Origin of the sequence: Qiania dongpingensis, from assembly GCF_014337195.1 — a bacterium.
In the GTDB taxonomy this organism is placed as follows: Bacteria; Bacillota; Clostridia; order Lachnospirales; family Lachnospiraceae; genus Lientehia; species Lientehia dongpingensis.
This window is the reverse complement of the sequence record NZ_CP060634.1, coordinates 998,593-1,023,946: the sequence shown is the minus strand read 5'-3', so window position 1 is coordinate 1,023,946 and position 25,354 is coordinate 998,593. Positions and strand designations below refer to the sequence as shown.

The 25,354-nt window shown below is 50.0% G+C and carries 22 protein-coding genes and 3 tRNA genes; 18 read left to right on the top strand and 7 right to left on the bottom strand.

All coding sequences use genetic code 11. The features are described from left to right. Window positions 1-104: 104 nt before the first annotated feature. The 5 genes from H9Q78_RS04800 to H9Q78_RS04780 all read left to right on the top strand — a co-directional run bounded on the left by H9Q78_RS04800 (window position 105) and on the right by H9Q78_RS04780 (window position 8,289). Complete coding sequence (locus H9Q78_RS04800) at window positions 105-2,213, top strand: efflux RND transporter permease subunit (RefSeq protein WP_249303907.1); 2,109 nt, start codon at window positions 105-107, stop codon at window positions 2,211-2,213. Then, on the top strand, window positions 2,188-4,497 hold the full coding sequence (locus H9Q78_RS04795) for a phage tail tape measure protein (RefSeq protein ID WP_249303905.1): 2,310 nt from the start codon (window positions 2,188-2,190) through the stop codon (window positions 4,495-4,497). The genes H9Q78_RS04800 and H9Q78_RS04795 overlap by 26 nt, the downstream gene beginning before the upstream one ends. Window positions 4,498-4,609: 112 nt before the next feature. Beyond that, complete coding sequence (locus H9Q78_RS04790; RefSeq protein WP_249303903.1) at window positions 4,610-5,548, top strand: ketopantoate reductase family protein; 939 nt, start codon at window positions 4,610-4,612, stop codon at window positions 5,546-5,548. Between the two features lie 117 nt (window positions 5,549-5,665). Beyond that, entirely contained in the window at window positions 5,666-7,306 is a 1,641-nt protein-coding gene (locus H9Q78_RS04785) for an FAD-dependent oxidoreductase (protein WP_249303902.1), read from the top strand. A gap of 29 nt (window positions 7,307-7,335) precedes the next feature. Then, window positions 7,336-8,289 carry a 4Fe-4S dicluster domain-containing protein gene (locus tag H9Q78_RS04780; RefSeq protein WP_249303901.1) on the top strand — a complete coding sequence of 318 codons (954 nt, stop codon included), beginning with the start codon at window positions 7,336-7,338 and terminating at the stop codon, window positions 8,287-8,289. A gap of 53 nt (window positions 8,290-8,342) precedes the next feature. On the opposite strand, the gene H9Q78_RS04775 is transcribed toward H9Q78_RS04780, so the two are convergent. Both H9Q78_RS04775 and H9Q78_RS04770 read right to left on the bottom strand, forming a co-directional pair. Next, window positions 8,343-9,071 (bottom strand): hypothetical protein, encoded by a 729-nt coding sequence (locus H9Q78_RS04775; protein ID WP_249303899.1) that lies wholly within the window; start codon window positions 9,069-9,071, stop codon window positions 8,343-8,345. Further along, a complete protein-coding gene (locus tag H9Q78_RS04770) occupies window positions 9,055-9,894 on the bottom strand; it encodes an ATP-binding cassette domain-containing protein (protein WP_249303898.1) in 840 nt (279 codons plus the stop codon). Before H9Q78_RS04770 ends, H9Q78_RS04775 begins: the two co-directional genes overlap by 17 nt. Window positions 9,895-10,076: 182 nt before the next feature. Here H9Q78_RS04770 and H9Q78_RS04765 point away from each other — a divergent pair, with 182 nt between their 5' ends. Both H9Q78_RS04765 and H9Q78_RS04760 read left to right on the top strand, forming a co-directional pair. Next, a complete protein-coding gene (locus H9Q78_RS04765; RefSeq protein WP_249303897.1) occupies window positions 10,077-10,574 on the top strand; it encodes an RNA polymerase sigma factor in 498 nt (165 codons plus the stop codon). After that, the gene (locus H9Q78_RS04760) at window positions 10,571-11,842 is read left to right on the top strand and encodes a zf-HC2 domain-containing protein (protein WP_249303895.1); all 1,272 of its coding nucleotides are present in this window, start codon (window positions 10,571-10,573) and stop codon (window positions 11,840-11,842) included. Before H9Q78_RS04765 ends, H9Q78_RS04760 begins: the two co-directional genes overlap by 4 nt. Window positions 11,843-11,903: 61 nt before the next feature. Here the strand turns inward: H9Q78_RS04760 and H9Q78_RS04755 are convergent, their stop codons facing one another. Both H9Q78_RS04755 and H9Q78_RS04750 read right to left on the bottom strand, forming a co-directional pair. After that, complete coding sequence (locus tag H9Q78_RS04755; protein ID WP_231062770.1) at window positions 11,904-12,155, bottom strand: kinase to dihydroxyacetone kinase; 252 nt, start codon at window positions 12,153-12,155, stop codon at window positions 11,904-11,906. Between the two features lie 284 nt (window positions 12,156-12,439). Then, window positions 12,440-12,787: a sporulation initiation factor Spo0A C-terminal domain-containing protein gene (locus H9Q78_RS04750; protein ID WP_249303894.1), complete on the bottom strand. Its 348-nt coding sequence runs from the start codon at window positions 12,785-12,787 to the stop codon at window positions 12,440-12,442. Window positions 12,788-12,986: 199 nt separating this feature from the next. Between H9Q78_RS04750 and H9Q78_RS04745 the strand changes: the two genes are divergently transcribed. Then, window positions 12,987-13,059 (top strand) — tRNA-Val (locus H9Q78_RS04745). 96 nt (window positions 13,060-13,155) lie between these two features. Here the strand turns inward: H9Q78_RS04745 and H9Q78_RS04740 are convergent. Beyond that, window positions 13,156-13,228: transfer RNA gene (locus H9Q78_RS04740), tRNA-Ala, on the bottom strand. Between the two features lie 37 nt (window positions 13,229-13,265). After that, a tRNA-Trp gene (locus H9Q78_RS04735) sits at window positions 13,266-13,338 on the bottom strand. Window positions 13,339-13,477: 139 nt separating this feature from the next. Between H9Q78_RS04735 and H9Q78_RS04730 the strand changes: the two genes are divergently transcribed. From H9Q78_RS04730 to H9Q78_RS04690, 9 genes are all read left to right on the top strand, one after another. After that, window positions 13,478-14,152: a response regulator transcription factor gene (locus H9Q78_RS04730; protein ID WP_249303892.1), complete on the top strand. Its 675-nt coding sequence runs from the start codon at window positions 13,478-13,480 to the stop codon at window positions 14,150-14,152. Beyond that, complete coding sequence (locus H9Q78_RS04725) at window positions 14,140-15,351, top strand: HAMP domain-containing sensor histidine kinase (protein WP_249303890.1); 1,212 nt, start codon at window positions 14,140-14,142, stop codon at window positions 15,349-15,351. The genes H9Q78_RS04730 and H9Q78_RS04725 overlap by 13 nt, the downstream gene beginning before the upstream one ends. Before the next feature lie 167 nt (window positions 15,352-15,518). Beyond that, window positions 15,519-16,391, top strand: a complete 873-nt coding sequence (locus H9Q78_RS04720; RefSeq protein WP_249303888.1) for an ABC transporter ATP-binding protein — start codon at window positions 15,519-15,521, stop codon at window positions 16,389-16,391. Next, window positions 16,391-17,623 (top strand): ABC transporter permease, encoded by a 1,233-nt coding sequence (locus H9Q78_RS04715; RefSeq protein ID WP_249303887.1) that lies wholly within the window; start codon window positions 16,391-16,393, stop codon window positions 17,621-17,623. The genes H9Q78_RS04720 and H9Q78_RS04715 overlap by 1 nt, the downstream gene beginning before the upstream one ends. Further along, window positions 17,598-18,215: a hypothetical protein gene (locus H9Q78_RS04710; RefSeq protein ID WP_249303885.1), complete on the top strand. Its 618-nt coding sequence runs from the start codon at window positions 17,598-17,600 to the stop codon at window positions 18,213-18,215. Before H9Q78_RS04715 ends, H9Q78_RS04710 begins: the two co-directional genes overlap by 26 nt. Window positions 18,216-18,294: 79 nt before the next feature. Continuing rightward, window positions 18,295-19,392, top strand: a complete 1,098-nt coding sequence (locus H9Q78_RS04705) for an ABC transporter substrate-binding protein (protein ID WP_249303883.1) — start codon at window positions 18,295-18,297, stop codon at window positions 19,390-19,392. Window positions 19,393-19,421: 29 nt separating this feature from the next. Continuing rightward, a complete protein-coding gene (locus H9Q78_RS04700; protein ID WP_249303881.1) occupies window positions 19,422-20,360 on the top strand; it encodes an ABC transporter permease in 939 nt (312 codons plus the stop codon). Further along, window positions 20,354-21,151: an ABC transporter ATP-binding protein gene (locus tag H9Q78_RS04695; protein WP_249303879.1), complete on the top strand. Its 798-nt coding sequence runs from the start codon at window positions 20,354-20,356 to the stop codon at window positions 21,149-21,151. The genes H9Q78_RS04700 and H9Q78_RS04695 overlap by 7 nt, the downstream gene beginning before the upstream one ends. A 162-nt stretch (window positions 21,152-21,313) precedes the next feature. Then, window positions 21,314-22,150 (top strand): prepilin-type N-terminal cleavage/methylation domain-containing protein, encoded by an 837-nt coding sequence (locus H9Q78_RS04690; RefSeq protein ID WP_249303877.1) that lies wholly within the window; start codon window positions 21,314-21,316, stop codon window positions 22,148-22,150. Between the two features lie 4 nt (window positions 22,151-22,154). Here H9Q78_RS04690 and H9Q78_RS04685 read toward each other — a convergent pair whose 3' ends face one another. Beyond that, window positions 22,155-23,801 carry an ASKHA domain-containing protein gene (locus H9Q78_RS04685; RefSeq protein WP_249303875.1) on the bottom strand — a complete coding sequence of 549 codons (1,647 nt, stop codon included), beginning with the start codon at window positions 23,799-23,801 and terminating at the stop codon, window positions 22,155-22,157. Window positions 23,802-24,000: 199 nt separating this feature from the next. Here H9Q78_RS04685 and H9Q78_RS04680 point away from each other — a divergent pair, with 199 nt between their 5' ends. Then, window positions 24,001-25,317, top strand: a complete 1,317-nt coding sequence (locus H9Q78_RS04680; protein WP_249303873.1) for an NCS2 family permease — start codon at window positions 24,001-24,003, stop codon at window positions 25,315-25,317. Window positions 25,318-25,354 lie beyond the last annotated feature (37 nt).

Here is a 25,354-nt window from a genome sequence, read left to right as displayed (position 1 = left end):
CATATAAAACTGATTGTTGATAGTACAACACTATGTCCATTATAATAAAATCAAACCAGAAAAGCAACTGGAACCGGTATTTGACAGGAGGTAAAATGGGCGCCATGGATAAGGTGAGAGAATGGATATTGGCACATAAAAAATTAGTGGTGGCGGTCTTTCTGACGGCCACAGCGCTCTGCACGGCCCTTTGGCCCTTTGTGAACGTAAATTACAATATGGTGGATTATCTGCCGGAGGATGCCCAGTCCACGAAAGCACTCAAATTGATGGAAGAGGAATTTGAGGGAGGAGTGCCTGGCACCCGGGTCATGGTAAAAGATGTATCCATACAGGAGGCGCTGGATTATAAAGAAAAGCTCAGTCAGATAGAGGGAGTGTCGTCGGTCCTCTGGCTGGACGATGTGACGGATCTCAAGACACCGCTGGAGGTCATGGATCCGAAGACCGTGGAGAACTATTATAAAGACAATACAGCTCTGTTCTCTGTTGCCATAGAGGACAGGATGGAAGCAAAGGCTGTGGCGGATATTTATGAACTCATCGGAGAAGAAAATGCGGCCGCCGGTGATGCGGTCACCACTGCCGCGTCGCAGACCATGGCTTTTACGGAATGTATGAGGGCGATTCTCATCCTGGTGCCCATTATCCTGCTGATCTTGATATTGTCCACAGAATCCTGGCTGGAGCCTCTTTTTTTTCTGGTGGCGATCGGGGTGTCTGTCCTTATTAACATGGGTACCAACCTATTCTTTGGGGAGATATCCTTTGTGACCCAGTCAGTCAGCCCAATACTTCAGCTGGCGGTTTCTTTGGACTATGCCATCTTCCTGCTCCACAGCTTTGACCGGCACAGAAAGGATCTGACAGCTTCCGATGCTTCCGGAAGTGAGGGAAGGCCAATCGTTAATATGGCCATGAAAATGGCCATGAAAGATTCCTTTACGGCCATCGCTGCCAGTGCGGCTACCACACTGTTTGGATTCCTGGCACTCACCTTCATGAACTTTCAGATCGGTGTGGATCTGGGTATCAATTTGGTTAAAGGGATCGCCCTGAGCTTTTTAAGCGTCATGTTCTTTCTGCCCGCATTTACGCTCTGTTTTTATAAGTTGATAGATAAGACACGGCACAGGCCGTTTCTCCCGAAAGGGAAGAAGTTGGGGAAAGGAATATTGAAAGCGAGGATTCCCGTGGGAATTCTTGCGCTGCTGCTCCTCATACCCTGTTATCTGGCCCAAGGACGGACCGATTTCACATATGGTATGGGAAGTATGCCCGACAGCATCCGGTGCGGGAGAGATGAACGGATGATCACGGAAGCCTTCGGGGAATCCAATCCCATGGTACTTCTGGTGCCGAGGGGAGAGCCGGCCAAGGAAAAGGTTCTGACAGAGGAGCTTGAGGGGCTTTTGCATGTCAGCGGCGTTATGTCCTATGCGGGGACGGTCGGCGCGGCCATTCCTCCTGAATATCTGGGAGAAGAGATTACGGGACAATTCTATTCGGAACATTACAGCCGCTTTATTATTTACGGAGATACGCTCCAGGAGGGAGACGAAGCCTTCCTCCTGGTGGAACAGATACAAAATACCGCGAAAGAATTATATGGAGAGGAGGTCTATTCCTGTGGAATGAGTGTGAACCTGTATGACATGAAGAATACGGTGGAGACGGATAACAGCCGGGTAAACCTGCTCGCGGTCCTTTCCATTGGGCTGGTGCTGCTCGTGACCTTTAAGTCTCTGACACTGCCTCTGCTTCTTTTGCTGAGTATAGAAACGGCCATATTCATCAACCTGGCTGTCCCATACTTCGACGGTTCTTCTTTATGCTATATCGGGTATCTGGTGATCAATACGGTCCAGCTGGGCGCCACTGTGGATTACGCTATCCTTCTCACAGACACCTATCATGGGAACAGAAGGGAATGGAAGGCGAAGGAAGCCATGGAAAAGACCATAGGAAGTGTTTTCTTTTCCATCCTTGTCTCGGCGGCCATTATGACGGCGGCGGGGATGTGCCTCTGGCTGACCTCATCCAATCCGATCGTATCTGCCCTGGGACTTTTGCTGGGGAGAGGGACCATCCTTTCTATGCTGCTGGTACTCGGATTCCTGCCGGCTGTGCTGCTGGTATTTGACAAGGTCATATGGAAGACCACATGGAGAAAAGGAGGAAATAACAATGACAAAGATGAGACAGTTGTTTAAAAGAGTCTTACTTTCCTGTCTCGCCATATGTCTTGCGGCGGTCCTGGCGGGGCTCGGCACACTTGGCGGCGGGACGGACGGAGACAGATCCATGGCGGCGGGGGCCGGCAGTGGAAAAGAGACGGAGAAGCAGAGCGGCGGCGCGGCGAAGGTCCGGGGCAAGGACGAAGTCATCTACGCGTCTCTTGAGACCGGCGGAGCGCTTAAGGGGCTTTATGTGGTGAACTGCCTGGAGGTGGCGGAGGGCGGCGCCATACAGGATTACGGAGAATACAGCCAGATTCTCAACCTTACGGATACTTCTGAAATGAAATATCAGGACGGCGTTATATCAGCAGAAGCAGAGGCCGGGCGCTTTTACTATCAGGGGAACATAGAAGGAGGATCTCTTCCCTGGGATGTTTCCATCACCTACCGGCTGGACGGCAGAGAGGTGGCGGCAGAAGAGGCGGCCGGAGAGAGCGGACATCTGGAAATCTCCATTTCGACGAAGCCGAACGGAAGCGGTTCTTTGTTTTACGAAAATTATCTGCTGCAGTTATCCCTGACACTGGATACTTCTGTGTGTACGAATATAGAAGCGGTAGATGCGTCCATCGCGGATGCGGGTGAAAATAAGCAGATCACGTTCACTGCCTTACCGGGAAAGGAAGGAAGCTTTTCTGTCGTTGCAGATGTATCGGGATTCCGGATGAACGGTATGAGCATAGCGGCGGTCCCGTTCAGCATGGCGTTTGATCTGCCGGACATGGGTTCCATGACAGAACAGCTGGGGGAACTCAGCGACGGGGTCGCGTCTTTGAATGAAGGGGCGGAAGAGCTAAAGGAAGGCGCGGCCAGCTTAGCAGAGGGCGCCGGAGCTTTGAAGGAAGGATCTGCTTCCTATAAGGATGGGCTAGAAAATCTTGGAAGAGGGATGACCGGGCTTAAGAGCGGCGGTTCTCAGCTTGGCGGCGGCCTTTCCATGCTGAGCACAGGAGCGTTTGGACTGAATTCCGGTATGGAAGAGTATTGGACGGGGCTGTCAGAATTTGTCTCTGGCCTGTCACAGATGAAAGAAGGCTCCGGTAAGTATCGGAGCGGGATTGAGAGCATAGCCGGGCAGTCGGACAATCTGGCGGAAGGCTCCCAGGCAATCAATGACAGTCTCGCTTCTATGGCGGAGCAGCTGGCAGGACAAATCGGCGGCTTGACAGGAGAGCTCGGACAGACCGGCGAAGACCTGGGTGCGGGCACAGATACTGGAAGTGGTAATGCCATGGAGCTGCTGGCCGCTCTGCCCGATGCACTTCGAGGATCCGCGGATGGGATTGCCGGCATAAAAGATGGGATCACAGGGCTTTCCGGGAATTACGCAACGATGTTCACAAATCTGGACGAAGCTATCATGGCGATTCCGGAAATAGATGAGACGGCTCTTGCCGGTCTGGGAACAGATAATGAAACAGTAAACCAGCTGGTGGACAGTTATCAGGCGGCCCAGACAGTAAAGCAGACCTATGTGCAGATAAAAGAGGATCTGGCTTCTGTCCAGAAATCTATGGACGGTATGTCGGATGCGCTCGCCTCCATAGAAACTGTACTTAAGGATACGGCTGACCAGATAGAAGAGGCGCTCAAAGGAATGGATCTGGACAGTATCATGGACGCTCTTAAGGAATTAAACAGCGGAATAGCGAAGCTGTCTGCACAATACGGAGAATTTCATCAGGGGCTATTGGACTATACGGGAGGAGTCAAGTTCTTTTCCCAATCCTATGGAAGTCTGGATGACGGGATTTTGGATGCCATTTCTGGCGGGGAGGACCTGATGGAAGGCTTCGGTAAGCTGCAAAGCGGAGCCGGAGGACTGGCGGAGGGGCTCAGCAGTACAGCAAAGGGCTTTGACAGCCTGATGGACGGAGTGGAAAGCCTGGCCGATGGGACGGAAGCTTTGGCTGCAGGCTATGAACAGATAGACGGCGGTATTGGGGAGATTGCCTCAGGGACAGACGGGGTTTCCGAAGGGATGGCCGGTCTTCAGGACGGAACAAGAAAGATGCATCTGGAGACGAAAGATATGCCGGAAAAAATCCAGGAGGAGATTGATAAACTTCTGGAGGATTATGATAAATCGGATTTCCGCCCGGAATCCTTTGTATCTGAGAAAAACCAGAATGTGGAGCTGGTCCAGTTTGTGATGACCACAGATCCGATAGAGAAAGAGGAAATAGATGTACCGGATATGGAAGAGGAGGAGATGAAAACCCCCTGGGACAGATTCCTGGATCTGTTCCGGAAATAGGCCGGGATTTCCGGGCGGGAGAACCTGCCTTACAATGAAATATCGCTTGAAAAGGACCCATGAAGCAGGTATGATAGAGCCATATACGTCAAATTCAGTCTGGAGGTACGACATGAGGATACAGAATGTGGCGCTGATCGGCCTGGGCGCTATGGGTTCTTTTTTTGCGCCCAGGATAGAGCAGTATTTGGGCAGACAAAATTTTCAGGTGATCGCGTCCGGAAAGCGGAAAGAGCGCCTGGAAAAGCAGGGAGTCACCATAAACGGGGTGAATTACCGGTTTACTGTGCGGCAGCCGGAAGAACAGGGGCCGAAGGCGGATCTGATCATCATGGCCATGAAGGATATGGGACTTGACCAGGCGATTGAGGATATCCGGAACCTGGTGGGGGAAAATACCCAGATTCTCTGTGTCATGAATGGGATAGACAGTGAGGAACGGGTGGCGGCGGCATATGGATGGGAGCATGTAATGTATTCTTATATGCGTATGTCCATCGTCATGAAGGACGGAACGGCGGACTTTGATCCGTATTGGGGAAAGGTACACTTTGGGGAAGCGAAGAATGAGGAGCTGACACCCAGAACAGAGAGAATCCGGGATTTTTTTGAGAACTGTGATATTCCTTATCAGATTGACACAGATATGAAACGGGGAATCTGGTTTAAATATATGTGCAACGTGGGAGAAAATCTGACCTGCGCTCTGTTAGGCATCCCTTTCGGCGCTTTCAGGAGCAGTGATTCAGCCAATGCGATTCGCAGAGGAGCCATGAGGGAAGTAATGGCGATCGCCAATAAAAAGGGCATCCCCCTGACGGAACAGGACATTGAAGATCAGGAAGCGACGGTCAGGAATATTCCGTTTGCGAATAAGCCCTCCACTCTTCAGGATCTTGAAGGAAAGAAAAAGACGGAAGTTGAAATGTTCGCGGGGACGGTGGTGCGTCTCGGAAAGGAGCTGGGGGTGCCGACTCCCATCAGCTGGATGTTTTATCACGGGATCAAGGTCTATGAAGAGAAAAATGAAGGGAAGTTTGAAATAGAATAGGAAAAACCTATTAAAATGATAAAATAAATCGATTTTTCTTATATTTAAATTTATGTTATACTTGTGCCAGCTTGAAAATATAATGCCCATGCGAAGCAGATTAAAAGGAGAAGGAAAATGAAAGTATTGATTATCGGAGGCGTGGCGGCAGGCACGAAAACGGCCGCAAAGCTTATGCGGGAAGACGGGAACGCGGAGGTCACGATTCTTACCAAAGGTAAGGACATTTCTTATGCGGGCTGCGGTCTTCCCTATTATGTAGGCGAAGTGATCCGGGAAAAAGGACAGCTGATCGTAAATACGCCGGAAAAATTCTCCCGTCTGACGGGTGCCAGGGTGATGACCGGTATAGAAGTCACCAAGGTGAATCGGGAAGCAAAAAATGTGGAGGCGGTCAATACCGAAACAGGAGAGACATCAGTCTATGAATATGATAAACTGGTGATAGCGACGGGCGCCTCACCAATTAAGCCTCCCCTTCCGGGAATGGACTTAAAAGGGATTTATTTTATGAGGACTCCAGACGATGCCGAAGCTCTGAGAGGGGCTGTGGAATCCGGAAGCATCAGGCGGGCAGTCGTCGTCGGAGGAGGATTCATCGGACTTGAGGTGGCGGAAAACCTGGCTGCGAAGGATATCCGGGTATCCGTCATCGATATGGCCCCGCAGATACTGCCTGGATTTGCTCCTGAGCTGACAGAGTATGTGGAAAACCACTTGGCAGATCATGGCATCATGGTATTTACCAGTACGAAGCTGGAAGGATTTCTCGGTGAAGAAAAAGTCGAGAAGGTACAGACCAGCAGAAAGGCCATGAAAGCAGACGCGGTAGTCTTGTCCATCGGAATCCGTGCCAATACGGCTTTTCTTTCGGATTCAGGCATCGAGCTCATGCCCAACAGGACGGTGAAGGTGGACCGTTATATGAGGACCAGCGATCCGGATATCTATGCGCTGGGAGACTGCGCTACCGTTACAAATAAGGTCACAGGAGAGCCCCAGTGGTCTCCGATGGGGTCTTCCGCCAATATTGAAGGCCGCCTGCTGGCCCAGAATCTGGCAGGAAAAGAAATACCGTACGGCGGGGTATTGGGGACGGCCGTATGCCGGCTGCCGGAGCTTAATGTGGGAAGGACAGGTTTTACAGAGGAGACGGCGAAAGCCGCGGGATTCGAGCCGGTGAGCGTTGTGACCGTTGTGGATGACAAGGCGCACTACTATCCCGGCGCCGGAAGCTTTATCGTAAAAATGATTGCGGATAAGAGCACGAAAAAATTCCTGGGCATCCAGGTCCTTGGGAAAGGCGCTGTGGATAAGATGGTGGATATCGCCGTCACAGCGCTGACTCTTGGGGCTTCCCTGGAGGACCTGGCGAATATGGATCTGGCGTATGCCCCGCCGTTTTCCACGGCTATCCATCCATTTGCCAATACGGTAAATGTACTGCTCAACAAGATGAGCGGAGCCTATGAAACGCTGACACCCGCGCAGTACGCAAAAGAAGGAGTGCCGGAAGGATATCAGCTGGTGGATGCGTCTGCAGCGCCCACCATAAAAGGGATTCCGTATTTGGATCTGACAAAAATAAACGGGCCTGTGGAAGGGTACTCTCAGGACGCCAAGCTTTTGCTCGTATGCGCCAAAGGGAAGAGAGCATATCTGACACAGAACCGTTTGAAACAGCATGGTTATACCAACACGCTGGTGCTGGAGGGGGGAACCATTTTCAACACCGGCATACTGGAAAATGAAGAATAAAAGATGACAAGAAAAAGGAGAAAGTAAAAATGGCATGTTTAACAGTTAGCCCTGAAGACGAGAAGAGAGTAAAGGGATGGGGATTTTTAAGCAACAAGGGAACGGACAATTTTTCCGCCAGGATCATTACCGTCAATGGAAAGATCACTGCGGCGCAGCAGAGACACATCGCAGAAGCTGCGGAAAAGTTCGGAAACGGTATTGTGACCTTTACGACCCGTCTCACGGTGGAGGTACAGGGAGTCCCTTATGATAAGATCGATGAATTCCGCGCTTTTCTGGCGGAAGGGGGACTGCAGACCGGCGGCACCGGATCCAAGGTCCGCCCCGTAGTGTCCTGCAAAGGGACTACCTGCCAGTATGGGCTTATTGACGCGTACGCTCTGTCTGAAGAGATACATAAGCGGTTTTATGAAGGGTATTCCGATGTAAAGCTGCCCCATAAATTCAAGATTGCCGTAGGCGGATGTCCCAATAACTGTGTGAAGCCCAACCTGAATGACGTGGGCATCATCGGCCAATGTATCCCAGTATTTGATGAGGACAGCTGCAATGGCTGTAAAAAATGTTCTGTCGTCACCGCATGTCCGGTAAATGCCTGCTCCATGGTGGACGGTGTTTTGGAGATCGACAAGGAGGCATGTATCAATTGCGGCCGCTGTGTGGGCAAATGCCGTTTTGACGCGATTGAAGAAGGAATCCATGGCTATAAGATATATATCGGCGGCAGATGGGGGAAAAAGATCGCACAGGGAAAAGCGTTACATAAGGTTTTCACAGATAAGGAAGAAGCCCTGAAGGTAATCGAAAAAGCAATTCTTCTGTTCCGTGAACAGGGCGAGACGGGAGAACGATTCGAGAGGACCATTGAACGGCTTGGTTTTGAAAATGTGGAAGAACAGCTTTTATCTGACGGACTCTTAGAGAGGAAAGAAGAAATCCTCAAGGCTCAGCTTCATCTGAGCGGCGGGGCTACCTGTTAAATAAGACTGGGACCGGTGTATGATACACCGGTCCCATATTTTATTTTAGTCCATTAGAATTTTCTTTTTTTCAGTAGCCATATCCGGAGGGAGGAAGCGGCGGCGCCATACAAGCTGAGGATTCCGAGAGCTTCCAGCACTTTTAGAAGAGAGTAAGTATCTTCACCAGCGAAGATAGAATTGAGCTCCGCAATGGGAGGGAATATCCACAGAATAGCGCGGGAAGCCGGTATCTCCTGCAGGATCCCAAATTTTGAAACAGCCATGACAGCGATGAAAGCTGTGAGGGAAATGGCGATCTTCCTGTCTTTTATAATACGGGGATGCAGCAGGGCGCCCACAGAGCTTCCTACGAATGCGCTGGCGCTCTGCAGCAGCCAGCCGTATAGTACGTCCGGGGTCTCAATGGGCCTGAGGAACAGCTGCCTGTGGTTCAGCAGATTCTGGATCACAGGAAACAAGGTACTGATGAGGGCGGCCAGCATTCCCAGCAGAATTAAAAACATGCTGCAGCTCAGATAATAGGAGGTTTCACTGCGGACCCTCAAGATCATCAGCTGTTCGGATACAGGTTCCTCCAGCGTATTATAGGATAGCCCTGCCCAGACCATGATCAGAAACAGATAGACGCAGGAGATGGAAAAGCTGTCGACGATTCCCACGGGCATGATCGTATACATACAATAGAGCACCACGGCCAGAATGACCACCGGCATGACAAACTTGCTGGATTTGAAATAGGAGTGAAAGTGATATCGGATCAATTCATATATGGTCTTCATACATTTTCCTCAGCTTCCATCCTTTTTCCAGCATCAGAGACAGCAGGCGGTCACTTTCATGTTCCGATGCCGTAATTCTCAGCCGGCCTTTCTGATTTTTTTCATTCATTCCTGTGAAATGGGATATTTCCAGCGGAATTTCCGCCTGAGGAGTCCCATCAAAGAGCAGTACATAGTTTCTTTGGAGAATGGAGGGGCTCTTATCGGCAGTACGGACGATCCCTCCCTCGATTTCAAAGACAAAGTCCGATATGCGCGCGGTCAGATTGGGCTCATGGCAGGACATGATAAGAGTGATGCCCTCTGAGTGCAGTTCTTTCATTTTATGGATGAATACGGCCTGAGACTCTATGTCCTGGCCGGATAGAGGCTCGTCCAGAAGGAGCACGTCTGGTTTCTTTAACAGAGCCTGGATTACGCCGACCTTCTGGAGGGTGCCCTTTGAAAGATGCTTCATCGGGACATCGAGCATGCCCTGTATGAAAAAGTCTTCGGAAAGCCTTTCCTCCTGTTCTTTCAGGATATCTTTGTTCAGACCGTCCATGCTTCCCATGTGTCTGAGATATTGTCGGGCTGTGAGGCTGGATTTTGGAAAATGTTCCGGAATATAGTGGAACAGCAGTCCGCTTTGAGCCGTTATGGTTCCGCCGGAGGGCGTGACCAGCCGGGCGATCAATTTGAGCAGGGTTGATTTTCCGCTTCCATTGTGACCGGTGAACGCGATGGACTGCCCCCTTCGGACAGAGAGCGTCACATCCTTTAACACTGTTTTTTTGTCATATATTTTTGAAACTGTGTTCAAAGCGATTATTGTGTCCGGCAAAGAATTCCCTCCATTTTTCTTGTCATAATAAGCTTCCTTTTGATTTCGAGTATATCACAGGCTCTTTATGGAATCAATGCCATGGGATACTCTGTTTTATTGACCAAGGAGACGGAAAAAAAGATGTAACAAATTAGATTCCAAGCGCTCTAATAGATGAGACAGAGAAAGGGGGGGATTACTTGGCGGGCTTTTCACAGCTTTATGAGAAGTATGCCGGACAAGTCTACCGGTTCTTACTCGCGCTGTCCTGTGACCGCAGCCTCTCGGAGGAACTGACCCAGGAGACTTTTTATCAGGCGTTTCTGCATGCTGACAAATTTGAGAACCGCTGCAGCGTCTCCACCTGGCTGTGCCAGATAGGAAAAAATGCTTATTTTCGGGAGATGAAACGGCAAAAGCGGACTGTTCCCATACAAGAGGCGGGAGAACGGCAGGACGGCGCGCTTAAAGATCCGGAGGAAGCATTTTTGGAGAAGGAACGGGTGCAGTCTCTTCGCAGGCAATTGTTAAATCTGCCTGAACCTTACCGGACCGTGATCGCGATGCGGGTATACAGCGGCACGGACTATAAGGAACTGGCCCGGCTGTTCGGAAAATCTGAGAGCTGGGCAAGGGTTACGTATTTCCGGGCAAAGGAACGGCTGACAGTTTTGATTGAAAGGGAGGACAGAGGATGAGAACAGAATGTGGCATCATACAGGACCTGCTTCCGCTTTATGCGGATGGCGTTTGTTCACCGGAAAGTAAAGCGGCCGTCGAACAGCATTTAGAAGAGTGCAGAGAGTGCCGGGAAACGTATCAGCGGGCATTTGGAACTGTCCCAGACATCCCGGTGCTGGAAACGGATGCCGTGGAAGAAGGAAAAGAATTTCGGCATGGACTGAGAAAGGTGCGGAGAAGATGGATCTATTCGCTGATCGCAGCGCTGCTGGCGGTCCCTCTGGTATTGATGAGCATAGCGCAGATCAACGGCGAAGGCATCTGTTTCAGCAATTTGAGTCAGATCATGTGCGGCCAGCATTTTTTATCCCTTTTAAAAAAAGGAGCTTATGGAAAAGCGTTCGATATGCTTGACTCGGAAAGCAAATGGGAGGATTTGACTGATTATGTAAAATACCGGGGGGAAGGTGTGAGTACGGAGGCATATCAGGCGATTGAGATCGACGGAGAGACATGGATGTTTTCTTTGGCAGAGGCGGCCAAGTATTTTAATGAGATTCCAGACGTTCTGGAGGGAGAGGAAGCCCTGGACTTCTGGGAAACGATATGTCAGCATACGCAGTCGAACAATACCCAGTATATCATACCGGCGGAAGCGTATGACAAACTGAAAGCAAAAGAAAGGCTGGGGGATGGGTTCTTTGACGGAGAGGAAGGCCAGGAAATACAGCGCCCCGCGCGTGTGCGGAACCTGAAAGGAGACAGCTATTGTATCGGTACGATGTTTGACGCAGGCCAGGATTCATACACGAATGAACGCGATCTTGAACCATATTACGGTCAATTTGCCTGCGTTCCCAAATGGATTTGGGAGAAGATGGCGGAACGGGAGCAGCAGGACAAAGAGGCGTTCGAGGAACGGGCGGAAGAATACTCGTCCATTGGCTATGAGGAATGGCGTGAAAAATCCCGTGAGCAGTTTATAGCCGGTATGGAGGCGTGGGAAGAGGAATACGGGCGGATCACGGGAATCCGTTTCCATTCCGCTTATTATAACGGAGGAGGAGACAGCGCCTCGGGTTCGCGGCCCGGAGTGTGGCAGCTGGATTTCAGCCTGCGGTTTTCAGAAGAGGAAAGCGGAGGGGAAGGAATCACTCTTGCTGTAAGAAAAGGAAAGATCAGGCTGAATGGAGGCTATTGCCGTTCAGACGACAGTACCGTCAGTCAGTTTCTGAGTGCGCTTGCAGAGGCGGATTTCTATACGCTGCCATATGCTGAGGAATGACAAATCAGGTCTTCGCTTTAAAAGCGGGGCAAAGTTTTTAAGCTTTGTCCCGCTTTTTCTGTCATCCCTTTAAACCTCTGGCCTGTCTGTCCATATCTTCAATCACGATATCGTAGATTTCACCGATGGAGGAACAATATTTAAGGACCTCCCAAGGTTCATTTGTATGGAAGTGGATCTTGATCAGGTCTTCGTCTCCGACCGCCAGCAGGCAGTCACCTTTAAAATGTTCTGTAAAATAATCACTGATGGCGTCTTCGTCGAGGTTTTCTCCTTCGAGGAGCAGCTGCGTGTCATATCGGAATTCCAGCATTTTCGTTCTCCTTATTCGATCATATTGAAAAATCACAGTATCAGTTTACCACGGGCTTGTATTTCCGTCACTCTTTTTTATCAGAAGACATGAAAAGTTTTATCAGATTCCTTGCTCAGCAGACGTTACGGGAACCAGAATTTGTGGTATAATGGATAATATCAGATGATTAAAGGAAAAATGAAAAAGGCATGTGCCGAAAGAAAAACAATGAATTGTTTTAAATAGAAAATATCCTTTGATTTCTTTAGATTTTTTTCGCTGGACAGGTGGCGGATACCATATCAGGGTTTTTCTGCTATCCGCTTGCAGTATTTAGCAAAAATTTCGATGATTTCTTTCGGATAAGGCATGTTTTCATGGCGGAAGCGGCATCCTGTCATTTCTTCCAGCATATCGGCCCCGCCGTTTCGCATGATGACATTGCGTATGGTACGGATGTCCTTTTCCACATTCTGGACACTGGTGTTGTTCTGCTCGGCAATCGGGCGGTAGACTTCTCTTTGGATATTGTGCAGTTTACGGGAATCTTCCATGATCATCGATATGGCTGTGATAAAATAGTCATATCCTCGATAACACTGAGACACTCCGACAGAATAGAGCATTGCATGAATATCATTGCTCACCATATGGGATTTCCTCCTTCGTACAAGTGTTTGTAAAATCAAACATAGAAGATTTTGGAAAAAAAACCATATAATAGAAAAACTTAGACCTTACCAGACCATAGAAAAATTTGCCGTATAATAAAGGGCCGGAATATTTTGAAAAGAAATGATTCTTTCCGCTTGCACTCCAGCCCGTTTTCGGTTATACTAAATTTCGGACGGAGACATAGCTCAGCTGGGAGAGCATCTGCTTGACGTGTAGAGGGTCGCAGGTTCGAGTCCTGTTGTCTCCATAAAAAGGACGCTTTTTAGAAGCGTCCTTTTGTTGTCTGGACCGGACAAAAAAACACCATTTTAATCCTACGTCTGGATTAAGATGGTGTTTTTCATGGAGCATAGGGGATTCGAACCCCTGACCTCCACACTGCCAGTGTGGCGCGCTCCCAGCTGCGCTAATGCCCCGAGAAATATGTATTTCCAGCTTATTTTGCGTCCGAAGCAGGGGCGGAAGGACTCGAACCCTCGACATTTGGTTTTGGAGACCAACGTTCTACCGACTGAACTACACCCCTGTACCGTAGAAAAAACCTACCCTCCATTTATATCATAGGATTGCGGTCATGTCAACCGAAAAAATGATTCCGTAGTGTTTTTGTAGGGAAATTGGTGGTAGACTATAACAGAGTAGAATGGAGAAAAGAGGATGCAAAAATGGCCTATAAAATATTGATCGCGGATGATGAACATGATATACGGGCGCTGCTGAAGGATTTTTTTGAAATGCAGGGATACCAGACAGAAATGGCAAAGGACGGAAGGGAAGTTTTAGAAAAGGTTTCCCGTCAGCCGGATCTGATCCTTCTGGACATCAATATGCCGGGGATGGACGGCCTGGAGGTGTGCCGCCGCATCCGGGAATATGTCAGCTGTCCCATTTTGTTTTTGACTGCCAGGGTGGAAGAACAGGACCGGGTCAACGGTCTGATGATCGGCGGAGACGATTATATTATAAAGCCGTTTTCCCTGGATGAGCTGGCCGCCAGGGTGGCGGCCCACCTGCGCCGGGAGGCCCGGGCGGGGAAAAAAGATCTGCTTAGGTTCTCAGACGATCTGGTGATCCACTATTCCAGCCGGTGCGTCTATTTTGGAGAGGAGAACCTGGGGCTGACCAGGACGGAATTTGATATCGTAGAGCTGCTCTCTATGAATCGGGGACAGGTGTTTTCTAAGGAGCGGATTTATGAGAAGCTGTGGGGATATGACAGCGAAGGCGATGAAAATATCGTGACCGAGCACATCCGCCGCATCCGGATGAAATTTAAGAAATATTCTGACAAGACTTATATCGCGACAGTATGGGGGGTGGGCTATCAGTGGGCTGGCTGAAACGAAAGAAAAATAAATGGAAGAAGAAGCTGATGGACGCGTCTCTGAAAAAAGCTCTGGCCGCTTATATCGTACTGGGAGCAGCGGGAACCTTTCTGACGATTATGATCCTCCAGTTTATTTGTCAGAGTGCGGACAATGTCATCTGGGGTAAATATGCCTCGGAATATGCAGTCTCTAATCTGAGGGCCTTTTATTACGTCATGTGGGAGAGCATGGCTCAGGGGGACCGGGTCGTAATACAGATTCTGGATTTTGTGGAGTCATGGAGTCCGGTTTTATGTATCATAGCAGGAGTGGCGCTGGTATCGGTACTTTATTATCGGGATAAGCTGAAGACACCGCTTCAGATTCTGACGGACAGCGCGGCGAGGATCGGCTGCAGCGATCTAAACTTTCAATGTGAATACCATTCAGAAGATGAGATGGGAAAGCTGTGTGAAAGCTTTGAGAAAATGCGGAAGAACCTCCTGGAGAACCATCAGAAGATGTGGAATATGATGGAAGAGCAGAAACGGCTGAACCATGCATTTGCCCATGATCTTCGGACGCCGCTTACGGTGCTGCACGGGTACATCGACCTGCTTTCGAAGTATCATCCCCAGGGGAACATAAGTGAAGAAAAGCTTTTGGAGACGCTTTCCATGATGGATAAACAGGTGATCAGGCTGAAACGGTTTGGTGATACCATGCAGAGCGTAGGAACCCTGGAAGAGCGGATGGTGGAAAAGAAGCCGGTGACGGCGGCGGATATCACCGGGGATATGAAGGAGATGACAGCCGCCCTGGACGGCTCCGGCGGCGTGCATATCTGGATGGACAGCAGAATGCCTCAGACAAAGGAGCTGTATCTTGACGAAGCGATTGTCTGCGAAGTGGCGGAAAATATCCTGTCCAACAGCCTGCGTTATGCAAAAGAGTGGGTACAGGTGGTCATGGAAGAGGTCGGAGGATTTCTGGAGATCTATGTTCAGGATGACGGTCCCGGATTCAGCGAGGAGGGGCTTAAGATGGCGGCCAAGCCGTATTATAAGGATAAAGAGGAAGAGTCGCAGGAGCATTTCGGCATCGGGCTGTATATCTGCTATGTCCTGTGCGGGAAACACGGAGGCACTTTGGCTATCCATAACAGTGTGAACGGCGGAGCCATCATCTCTGCATCCTTTCAAGTACGCCCGGAAGAAGAGGAAATAAGGTGACGGAAAATTAAAAAGAAATAAGACGCCAGATATAGGGAAAGAGTAGAGAATTTATGTTTACAATGATCCTGACAGAAGGAAATACACCTGTCCGTCGGGGTCATTTTATTTTACGGGGGATGGGGAATCTGATCAGGAGTCTATTATAGTAAAGGAGATAGAAAAAGATGGAAATTTCGATTGAGCATTTAAATCAGTATTATGGGAAGAAGCAGGCGCTTCGGGATGTTAACCTTACAATATCCTCTGGGATGTTCGGCCTGCTGGGAAAGAATGGGGCGGGAAAGACGACCCTGATGAAGGTATTGTCCACATTGTTAAAGAAAAGTGAAGGAACGGTCAAGGTCTGCGGGGTTCCAGTAGAGCATGCGAAAGAAGTGCGTTCCATGGTCGGATATCTGCCGCAGGATTTCTCCATGTATGGGAGTATGAGCGCCTATGAGGCAATGGACTATCTGGGAGCTCTATCGGGCTTGTCAAAACAAGAGAGGAAAGAACGAATCCTGCCTCTTTTGGAGAAAGTGAATCTGGATGCTCAGGTCAAGACGAAGGTGAAGGCCATGTCCGGCGGCATGCGGAGACGGCTTGGAATCGCACAGGCAATCCTCCACGATCCGAAAGTGCTCATCGTGGATGAACCTACGGCAGGGCTTGATCCGGAGGAACGGGTACGATTTCGAAATCTTCTTTGTGAAACCGCCCAGGACAGGATCGTCATTTTATCCACTCATATTGTTGGGGATGTGGAAGCTACCTGTGAACACATAGGAATCCTGGATGAAGGAGAGCTGATCTTCAACGGGACAGTGGGGCAGCTGCTGAGTATGACGGAAGGACGGGTCTACAGCGCGGAGATCTCAAAGCTTGAGCTTCCAAAGGTGCAGTCTATGTATCCGGTGACTTCGATGCTGGCGGTGGGGGGCTCGGTGACAGTCCGGTTTATTTCCGACGTTCCTCCTGTTTTTCCGGCGAAGCTTTGCAGGGCAGGCGTTGAGGACGCGTATCTGTATTTGATGCATGTGGAGGGGGGGGAACTTTGATGTTTATTTCACTGTTTTGGAAAGAGTGCAGACAGATAGGCAAAAGTATCGTATACTATGCGTTCCTGGCCTGCCTGATCTTGTTTTTCATGAGCCAGCTTGGGGAAGAAAACTGGAATCTTGCCAAGCCGCAGCAGGGACAGGAAGAGTATGGGCATACGTATTCCAGAGATGAACAGGTGATCATGAACAGGACGCTGCAAAACCTTTCCCTGGATTATGTACAGAACCGCTATACCACGTATCCCCTTGGATTTTATAAAAAAGTGGTCCTGGGTGAAAAAAAGATGGTGCAGATGGAAAAAATCATGGGGGAACTCGTAGGAGCTTCCAAAGAAGAACTGGGAGACATCATCAGTAATTATATCAATGAAGCAGAGGCTAATCAGATGGAAGGCGTTGTCGTCACGCCGGACGTCAGTCCGGCGCAGGGGCTGACATATGAACGCTTTATAGAGCTGATGGGGGAGATTGACGACATGCTGGGAGGACATTCTACTTATGCCCCGGAGGTCTTAAAGAATGGAATACTGGTGCCCCAGACCTACGAGGGGGCGTTGGAGGATTACGAGGCAATTGTGGAGAAGGACCGGTATACCGGCGCTTATGCCCGCCTGTTCTGTGATTATATGGGGCTGATGCTGTCAATCCTGCCGATGTTCCTTGCGGTGGCCAGGACACTGAAGGATAAACGCTCCAAAGCTTCGCAGGTAATCTACTCCAAGAAGGCGTCATCCGCATGTGTGATACTATCCAGGTACCTCGCCGCCCTATTCATGACGATGCTGCCGGTAATTGTGATGGCCGCGGCCGTTCATATCCAGTGCGGCGCGGCTGCCGCCGGGGCGGGGATCGCTGTGGACCACCTTGCTTTTGTAAAATATGTAGGCGGCTGGCTGTTTCCTACCGTAGCGTTTACACTGGCGGCAGGCTTTTTGATCAGTGAGCTCACAGAGAGCGTATGGGCTGTGCTGATCCAGGGGATTTTCTGGTTCTTCAGTGTATTCCAGTCCTTCGGAGGACTCAATGGAAACTTTGGCCTTAAATTTATACCGCGGTTCAATGATTTTGGAAATACAGAACTGTTTTTCAGACAGCTGCCGGACCTGATCGCCAACCGGATCTTTTATGGAGTTCTGACGGCTGTGCTGGTGCTGCTCTGCATCGGAGTGTATACATGGAAGCGGAAAGGAGGTGGCATACGTCGTGGAAAATTACGTAAAAGCCGGTAAGATTCATCTGAAATATCATCTGAAATTCCATCTGCTGGCGGGGTTTCTACTGCTCTGCCTGATGCCGTTTCTGACAGGGGTGCAGTATCTGGAACCAAATGAGACGGCGCAGACCCTGGAAATGTATGCGGCGCTCATGGGAATCATTTTCCTGGTTCCGGCTTTCCTGCCGGACCAGGACAGGAATATCCGGGATCTTCTGCGTTCCAAAAAGGTGCCTATTACGTGTCTCCATGTGATCCGCCTTTTGGAGGCGCTGGTATTTTTGGCGCTGTACACAGGAGTGTGCGTGGTGTTTCTTAAATACAACGGCTGCGAATTCCCGATGTGGAACTATTATTTGGGTACTTTGGCGGGAGCCCTGTTCCTGGGAGGGCTGGGCATGTTCTTTTACAGTCTCACTGACAATATCGCGGTCGGATATATGATTCCCATCGTTTATTATGTCACAAATTTCAACGGAGACAAATATCTGAAGAACTTTTATCTGTTTTCCATGATGGGAGGAAGCTATGTTCCTAAATTCTATCTGGCGGCTGCCGGGACCCTGCTTTTACTTGCGGGGGTAGTGTGGCGTCGCTTTAAACCGTAACGCTTTAACGTATTGACCTTCCTCATCTTTTGTAGTATGATAATAGGGCTATATCATAAAGAAAAGAGAGGATTTTGAGATGAAAAGGAAAGCATTGGCACTTATGACGGCGGCGCTGCTCGCCGTAGGTCTGTTGGCTTCCTGCGGAAATAAGGACGCAAAGGAAACCACAAAGGCGAAGGAAACGACAGCGGAAAAGACGACGAAGGCAGAGGAGACGACAAAAGCCGGAGAGACGACGAAGGCTGCGGACGGCGAGGACACGAAAGCAGGGAACGAGACTGTAAAGATCGGCGTTATCCAGCTGGCTGAGCATCCTGCCCTTGACGCGAGCTACGAAGGCTTTAAAGACGCGCTGAAAGAAGCCGGATATGAGGAAGGGAAAAACCTGGAATTGGATTTCAACAACGCACAGGGTGACACCTCCAACTGTGAGACGATCGCGAATAAGCTGGTGAACAACAGCAGCGATCTGATACTGGCGATCGCGACTCCGGCGGCACAGGCAGTGGCTGGAAAAACGACGGAGATTCCGGTTCTGGCGACGGCTGTGACAGACTTTGAAGTAGCCGGGCTGGTGGAGAGCAATGACAAGCCGGGCACCAATGTCTCCGGTTCTTCCGATATGAACCCCGTAGAAGAACAGATTTCCCTGCTTCAGGAACTTCTTCCCGACGCAAAGAAGATCGGCATCATGTACTGCTCCTCCGAAGACAACTCCATCGTACAGGCGGATCTGGCGAAATCAGTATGCGAGGCAAAGGGCCTGGAGTTTGAAGAGTTCACCGTATCGGATTCCAGCATGATTCAGTCTGTTGCAGAGTCCATGATCGGAAAAGTAGACGCAGTTTATATCCCCACCGACAATCTGCTGGCGGAAGGCATGGCTACGGTATCCATGGTGACCAATCCCAACGGACTGCCCTGTATCGTGGGAGAAGAGGGTATGGTGACCAACGGCGGTCTTGCTACATATGGCCTTGATTACTATTCTCTTGGGAAAATGGCCGGAGAAATGGCTGTGGAGATCCTTAAAAACGGTTCCGACGTGAGCGCCATGCCGATTCGGTATATCAGCGCGGATGACTGTACGCTGGCCGTGAATTCGGAAGCTGCGGCAGAGCTGGGCGTAAGTCTGGATGCCGTAAAGGACAAAGCGAAGGATTTGGCAGAATAAACGGCGATAGATGAAGGAGACGGGCGATTATGGGGGTTTTATTAGCGATTCAGGGCGCCATAAGCCAGGGGATCCTCTGGGGTATCATGGCGCTGGGCGTTTATCTGACATACCGGATACTGGATGTGGCAGATCTGACCGTGGACGGCAGCTTTGCTCTGGGGGGCTGTACCTGTGCCGCACTTATCACGGCCGGTGTTAATCCATACCTGGCGGTGCTGGCAGCTATTTTAACAGGTATGGCGGCAGGCTTTATAACCGGCGTGCTGCATACGAAATGTGAGATTCCGGCGATTCTGGCAGGAATTCTGACACAGATAGGACTGTATTCCATCAATCTAAGGATTATGGGACGTTCCAATACGCCCCTTTTAAAAGTTCCGACCATATTCAAGGGGCTGACCGGGCTGACCGGGCTTTCCCAGAACTGGGTATCGCTGATAATAGGATTGATCTTTACGGCAGTTCTTATTTCCTTCCTGTACTGGTTTTTCGGGACGGAGATTGGCTCTGCCATCCGGGCGACCGGAAACAATGAAAATATGGTCCGTTCTCTTGGCATGAACACCAATACCCATAAGGTGCTGGGGCTGGCCATCAGCAACGGCCTGGTCGCTTTATCCGGCGCCTTGGTGACACAGAGTCAGGGATACGCGGATGTAAAGCAGGGGACCGGGGCCATTGTCATCGGCCTGGCATCCATCATCATCGGTGAAGTCATCTTTGGCAAGAAGAGCAGTTTTGGCGTCAAGCTGATTTCTGTGGTGGTCGGTTCTGTGATATACCGGATCATCGTAGCGGTAGTCCTGCAGATGGGCCTTAACACCGATGATCTGAAACTTCTTACGGCCATTCTGGTCGCGGCGGCCCTGACGGTGCCCGTCTTGCTGGATAAGCGGAGACAGGCGTCGAACTATGACCCGATGACGGACGGCCAGACCGGGAAAGGAGGGAAAGGAGCATGTTAAGAATCAGCCATGTGAGCAAAACCTTCAATCCTGGAACGGTAAATGAAAAGCAGGCTCTGCGTGATATCAATCTGCATCTGGAGCCTGAGGATTTTGTGACGATAATCGGAGGAAACGGAGCGGGAAAATCCACGACGCTTAATATGATCGCGGGCGTTTATCCCATAGACTGCGGGACTATCTTCCTGGATGGAGTCAATATTTCCAGACAGCCGGAATATAAGCGGGCAGCTCTTTTGGGCCGCGTATTCCAAGATCCGATGATGGGGACCGCGGCAAATATGCAGATTGTGGAGAACTTGGCTCTGGCCCACAGAAGGGGCAGGAGACGGGGACTCAAATGGGGCGTCACAAAAGAAGAAAAAGAGGTGTTTTACGGAGAGCTTAAACGCCTCGGCCTTGGTCTCGAGGACCGTATGACATCTAAGGTGGGCCTTCTATCCGGAGGACAGAGGCAGGCGCTGACTCTTTTGATGGCGACGCTGCAGAAGCCGAAGCTGCTGCTTTTGGATGAGCACACGGCTGCTCTGGATCCGAGAACGGCTAAAAAGGTGCTGAACCTGACAGAAGAGATCATCGCAGAGGAGAAGCTGACGGCGTTAATGGTGACCCATAACATGAAGGACGCCATCCGTCTGGGGAACCGGCTGGTCATGATGCATGAAGGACATATCATTTATGACGTGCGGGGAGAGGAAAAGAAGAAGCTCACCGTAGAAGACTTGATGAAGAAGTTTGAAGACGCCAGCGGCGGAGAATTTGCCAATGACCGTATGATACTGGCGGACTGAGAGATAAACAGAGTAGGCCAGATTTAGGCCTCACAGGAAATATCCAGCGGGATACTGCTTTAAAAAAGCAGTATCCCGATTGCTTTTTCAGGAGAGAAACTCTGCTTTACTTTTGGGGCAGAACAGATATAATAGGAAAGAGGAAGAGTGATCTGAAGGGGGTTGGTTGCCGTACAAAGGAAAAGAAATACTAAAAAGGGCTTCACCTTGGTGGAGCTGATCGTAGTGATCGTGATCATACTTGTCCTGGCCGCAGCCGTTGTGCCGTGGATAATGAGGCATATCACCAATGCAAAAAAAGTGCCGTGCCAGTCGAATAGGAGAGCATTGATATATGACCTGGTCGATGCGCTTGCCATGGATGAGGCGCATACTGTCCGGGATCTGCAGCAGATGGTGGATGATTCGGAGATCAAATGTCCGGAGGGAGGGACTTACACTGTGATGTGCACGGGGGATCCTCTGGAGAATACCGATACTCTGCAGATTGTCTGTGACAAGCATAAAGACAGCATTTCCGGAGACGGAGGAAGCACTCCGGCCAATCCCAATGCCGCGAGCCTGGGACTTTGGGGAGATTTCCAGAAATTTGCGGAACAGTCTTCTCAAAAAAAGAATTATGCCCTGAGAGAGGCATTTCTGAAAGAATATGGGGGCCAGTGGCCGACGCTGACTGTGGACGGAGAAACTTATTATATTCAGCCGTTTTACAGTGAGTCAGCCGATTCTTCCCTGCCGATGGAGCAGAGGACATGGCTGTACGCGACGAAAGACCCCGGCACGGCCAGCAACTGGTCGGTTCCGTATGTGTTTGACCCGGTCACTCAGGAGTGGTACGGGGCGACCAAATGGAACGGAAGTGCGGGAGGGTCAGCCAGTATCCTGGCAAAGGATGCAGATACACTCCATGATACGATTGCGAATTCCACCCATAACGGAACGGACAGATCGACATGGAAAAAAGTGAATAAATACCAGGAGGATGTACCTGGAAAGTAATGGTTTATTCTGCGGGCAGAATATGACGTTTCTGCAGTTCCCGCTTCACGGTGGGATAGCAGTCCAGATCTGTATGGGGAAAGAATCTGGCGGCCCGCATTTTTGTCACAAAGTCTTCTGCCATACCGAACTGGATATAATGAATGTTCGGCAGAATATGAGAGATCTGATTCATAAGGCGCCTGTCTGCGAGAAGACTGCAGGCGCCTTTTAATGACCCGTTTCCGACACAGGAGAAACGCTCCCTTGGAAGATCCGGATAAAGCCCGATGGTAATAGCGGACTCCAGGTCCAGATATCTGCCGAAGGAACCGGCCGTATAGATACGTTCTATATCTTCTGTGGAAATGCCGGTTTCTTCCAGCAGACAGGAGACCATTGTGCTGGCGGCGGCCTTCGTGTCCAGAAAACTGTCAATGTCCTTTTGAGAAAAGTACAGGTCCTCACCCGTTTCGGAATCCTTTCCCCAAGCGTATACCACGGCCGCTTCTTCGTCTTTTAAGACGATACGGTCAGAGCTTCCCATGAGAAGGTTTCCCTGGAGATTCATCCATCCGTTTAAAAGAAGCTGGGCCAGCAGATCCACGATGCCGGATCCGCATATGCCTTTTGCGGGTCCGTTTCCGATCACGGTGACAACGAGAGTACCGTCCGTGATTCTGACGGAATCTATGGCGCCGGTATCGGCGCGCATCCCGAAACGGCTTATTCCGCCCTCCAGGGCCGGACCGGCGGCGCCCGCGCCGGCTACGAGAAATTCGGAGCTGCCTATGACCATCTCTCCGTTGGTGCCGATATCGATATATAGGGAAATATGGGAATCTTCCGCCATCCCTGCGGCGAGAATCCCGCTGATGATATCGCCGCCCAGATAATTGGCGGAGGATGGAAGACAGTATATCAGCCCGGAAAAAGGAAGAGTAAGCTCCCGGCCGGGAAGAAAGCCGGTTTGATTAAAGACCGGTGCGAAGGGCGACATAAAGACAGGAAAAGCGTCAATATTAAGAAGGAAGTGAATCATAGTGGTATTTCCGCCGATGACCATGACAGGGCATTCAGATACGGAAATGCCGCTTTTCTTTTCCAGCTCTTCCATCAGAAAGACAAGACTGTCCACGGCTGCCTGCTGAAGCTCTTTTCGATGCTCAGGATTTGATCTGGTATAGAAGATGCGGTTTAAGATGTCTTCTCCAAATGAAATCTGGCGGTTGAAACAGCTTTCTTCTGCCAGAATCTCTCCCGTGTTCAGATTCATAAGGGCCATTGCCACCGTAGTGCTGCCGAGATCTGCGGCAAGACCATAATGGAAATTCGTGGTATCGCCCGCTTCAATGGAAGTGATCTCCCAATTCCTGCCCGTAAACACCAGAGTTACGGTGATTTTCCAGTCTTTCTGCCGGAAGGACGGATAATCCCGGACAAGGACTGGATAAGGAAGGGAAAAGAAGGGGCGAGCCTGTTCTGAGAAAGGGGAGCGATCTTTAAGCGAAAGCGCGTCGAGGGCGTTTTGCAGGCGGTCGGCATCTCCCATCGTGTCAGAAGCGGAGGGCGGCGTTAATTCCAGATATAGTTTCTGGCTGAGGGAACGGCCGTATTTACATGCGGGGTAAACTCCGGATATCCCGCAGATTGGCGTTGCGATATGTTTCATGATGTCTGTGCCTCCTGAAAAAACAAGGTTATGTTATTTAGTCAGTATATCATATGAAATTCATTTTTATAAAAATTTCTCATTGAGTTTATAAAAAATTTATGGTACTATAGTTTCAGTTTGAAATACAGTACAGCCGGAACAAGGAAAAAGCGTTCTTTGTTCCGGTGTGTTATGTCTAAGAAACGGAGGATGAAAAATGGAAAAGCTTTTCAAACTGAAGAAGCATAATACCAATGTAAGAACAGAGGTTATTGCCGGTATCACCACTTTTTTTGCCATGGCGTATATTATTTTTGTGAATCCCAATTACCTGTCTGCTACAGGTATGGATTTTACAGCCGTTATGGTGGCGACATGCCTTTCAGCCGCGGTGGGTACTTTATTGACGGCGTTTGTGGCAAACGTGCCTTTCGCCCAGGCTCCCGGCATGGGGCTTAACGCATTCTTTACTTATACGATCTGCATGGGCATGGGCTATACCTGGCAGCAGGGCCTTACGATCGTGCTGATTTCTGGTATCCTGTTCCTGATCATTGCGATCTCTCCCCTGAGAGGAAAAATTATTGCATCTATCCCGCCTTGCCTGAAAAATGCGATTTCCGTCGGCATCGGCCTGTTCATCACTTTTGTCGGCCTTCTGAATGCCGGCATCGTAAAATGCTTCGGCCCGGAGGGCGGCAGCTATACGGACATGGGCGTGATCACAAAGGGTTCTGCCCTGCTGGCTATCATCGGCCTTCTGATCACAGCAATCCTGATCGCCCATAAGGTAAAAGCGGCGATTTTCATCGGAATCATCATCACAACTATCATCGGTATCCCCATGGGCGTCACCACTATGCCTGAGACGATCACCATGAGCCATATCGGTAATCTCAGCCTGACTATGTTCCAGTTCGATTTCGGAGGCCTGATGGCAATGGGCATCCTTCCGCTCATCACAGCGGTGATCAGCTTCGCCATCGTAGACTGCTTCGATACAGTAGGGACCCTTTTAGGCACTGCGGGAAATGCGGGCATGCTGGATAAAGACGGCAACCTGCCCGGAGGCGACAGAGCTCTGATCGCAGATGCTGTTGCGACAATCTTCGGCGCATGTGTCGGTACTTCTACCGTTACGACTTATGTGGAGTCTTCCACAGGTATCCAGGAGGGCGGCAGGACTGGTCTTGCTTCTGTGGTGACCGGCGTACTTTTCTTAGTCTGCATTCTTCTGGCGCCCATTGCGGGTATTGTACCCGGCGCGGCGACGGCTCCTGCTCTGATAATCGTAGGAGTATATATGATGATGGGAGCGGTGAAGATTGACTGGTCTGATTTTGAGACAGCTCTTCCCTGTTTCCTGACGATTGCCATGATGCCTTTTGCATACAGCATTTCCGACGGTATTGGATTTGGATTCATTTCCTATACTGTTATCAAGCTGTTCCGCGGAAAAGCGAAAGAAGTTCCGGTATTGATCTACATTCTGTCTGCAATCTTTATCATTATGTATGTGCTGACCTTAAAATAATTGGCAGTTCCCAAAAAAGGAATCTGAAAATAAAAAA

Bases quoted from the DNA above. Each gene is read 5' to 3' on its own strand.
- H9Q78_RS04795 (WP_249303905.1), top strand. From the start codon at position 2,188: ATGACAAAGATGAGACAGTTGTTTAAAAGAGTCTTACTTTCCTGTCTC.
- H9Q78_RS04790 (WP_249303903.1), top strand. From the start codon at position 4,610: ATGAGGATACAGAATGTGGCGCTGATCGGCCTGGGCGCTATGGGTTCT.
- H9Q78_RS04700 (WP_249303881.1), top strand. From the start codon at position 19,422: ATGGGGGTTTTATTAGCGATTCAGGGCGCCATAAGCCAGGGGATCCTC.
- H9Q78_RS04775 (WP_249303899.1), bottom strand. From the start codon at position 9,071: ATGAAGACCATATATGAATTGATCCGATATCACTTTCACTCCTATTTC.
- H9Q78_RS04685 (WP_249303875.1), bottom strand. From the start codon at position 23,801: ATGAAACATATCGCAACGCCAATCTGCGGGATATCCGGAGTTTACCCC.
- H9Q78_RS04780 (WP_249303901.1), top strand. From the start codon at position 7,336: ATGGCATGTTTAACAGTTAGCCCTGAAGACGAGAAGAGAGTAAAGGGA.
- H9Q78_RS04785 (WP_249303902.1), top strand. From the start codon at position 5,666: ATGAAAGTATTGATTATCGGAGGCGTGGCGGCAGGCACGAAAACGGCC.
- H9Q78_RS04750 (WP_249303894.1), bottom strand. From the start codon at position 12,787: ATGGTGAGCAATGATATTCATGCAATGCTCTATTCTGTCGGAGTGTCT.
- H9Q78_RS04695 (WP_249303879.1), top strand. From the start codon at position 20,354: ATGTTAAGAATCAGCCATGTGAGCAAAACCTTCAATCCTGGAACGGTA.
- H9Q78_RS04760 (WP_249303895.1), top strand. From the start codon at position 10,571: ATGAGAACAGAATGTGGCATCATACAGGACCTGCTTCCGCTTTATGCG.
- H9Q78_RS04755 (WP_231062770.1), bottom strand. From the start codon at position 12,155: ATGCTGGAATTCCGATATGACACGCAGCTGCTCCTCGAAGGAGAAAAC.
- H9Q78_RS04800 (WP_249303907.1), top strand. From the start codon at position 105: ATGGATAAGGTGAGAGAATGGATATTGGCACATAAAAAATTAGTGGTG.
- H9Q78_RS04730 (WP_249303892.1), top strand. From the start codon at position 13,478: ATGGCCTATAAAATATTGATCGCGGATGATGAACATGATATACGGGCG.
- H9Q78_RS04705 (WP_249303883.1), top strand. From the start codon at position 18,295: ATGAAAAGGAAAGCATTGGCACTTATGACGGCGGCGCTGCTCGCCGTA.
- H9Q78_RS04720 (WP_249303888.1), top strand. From the start codon at position 15,519: ATGGAAATTTCGATTGAGCATTTAAATCAGTATTATGGGAAGAAGCAG.
- H9Q78_RS04680 (WP_249303873.1), top strand. From the start codon at position 24,001: ATGGAAAAGCTTTTCAAACTGAAGAAGCATAATACCAATGTAAGAACA.
- H9Q78_RS04715 (WP_249303887.1), top strand. From the start codon at position 16,391: ATGTTTATTTCACTGTTTTGGAAAGAGTGCAGACAGATAGGCAAAAGT.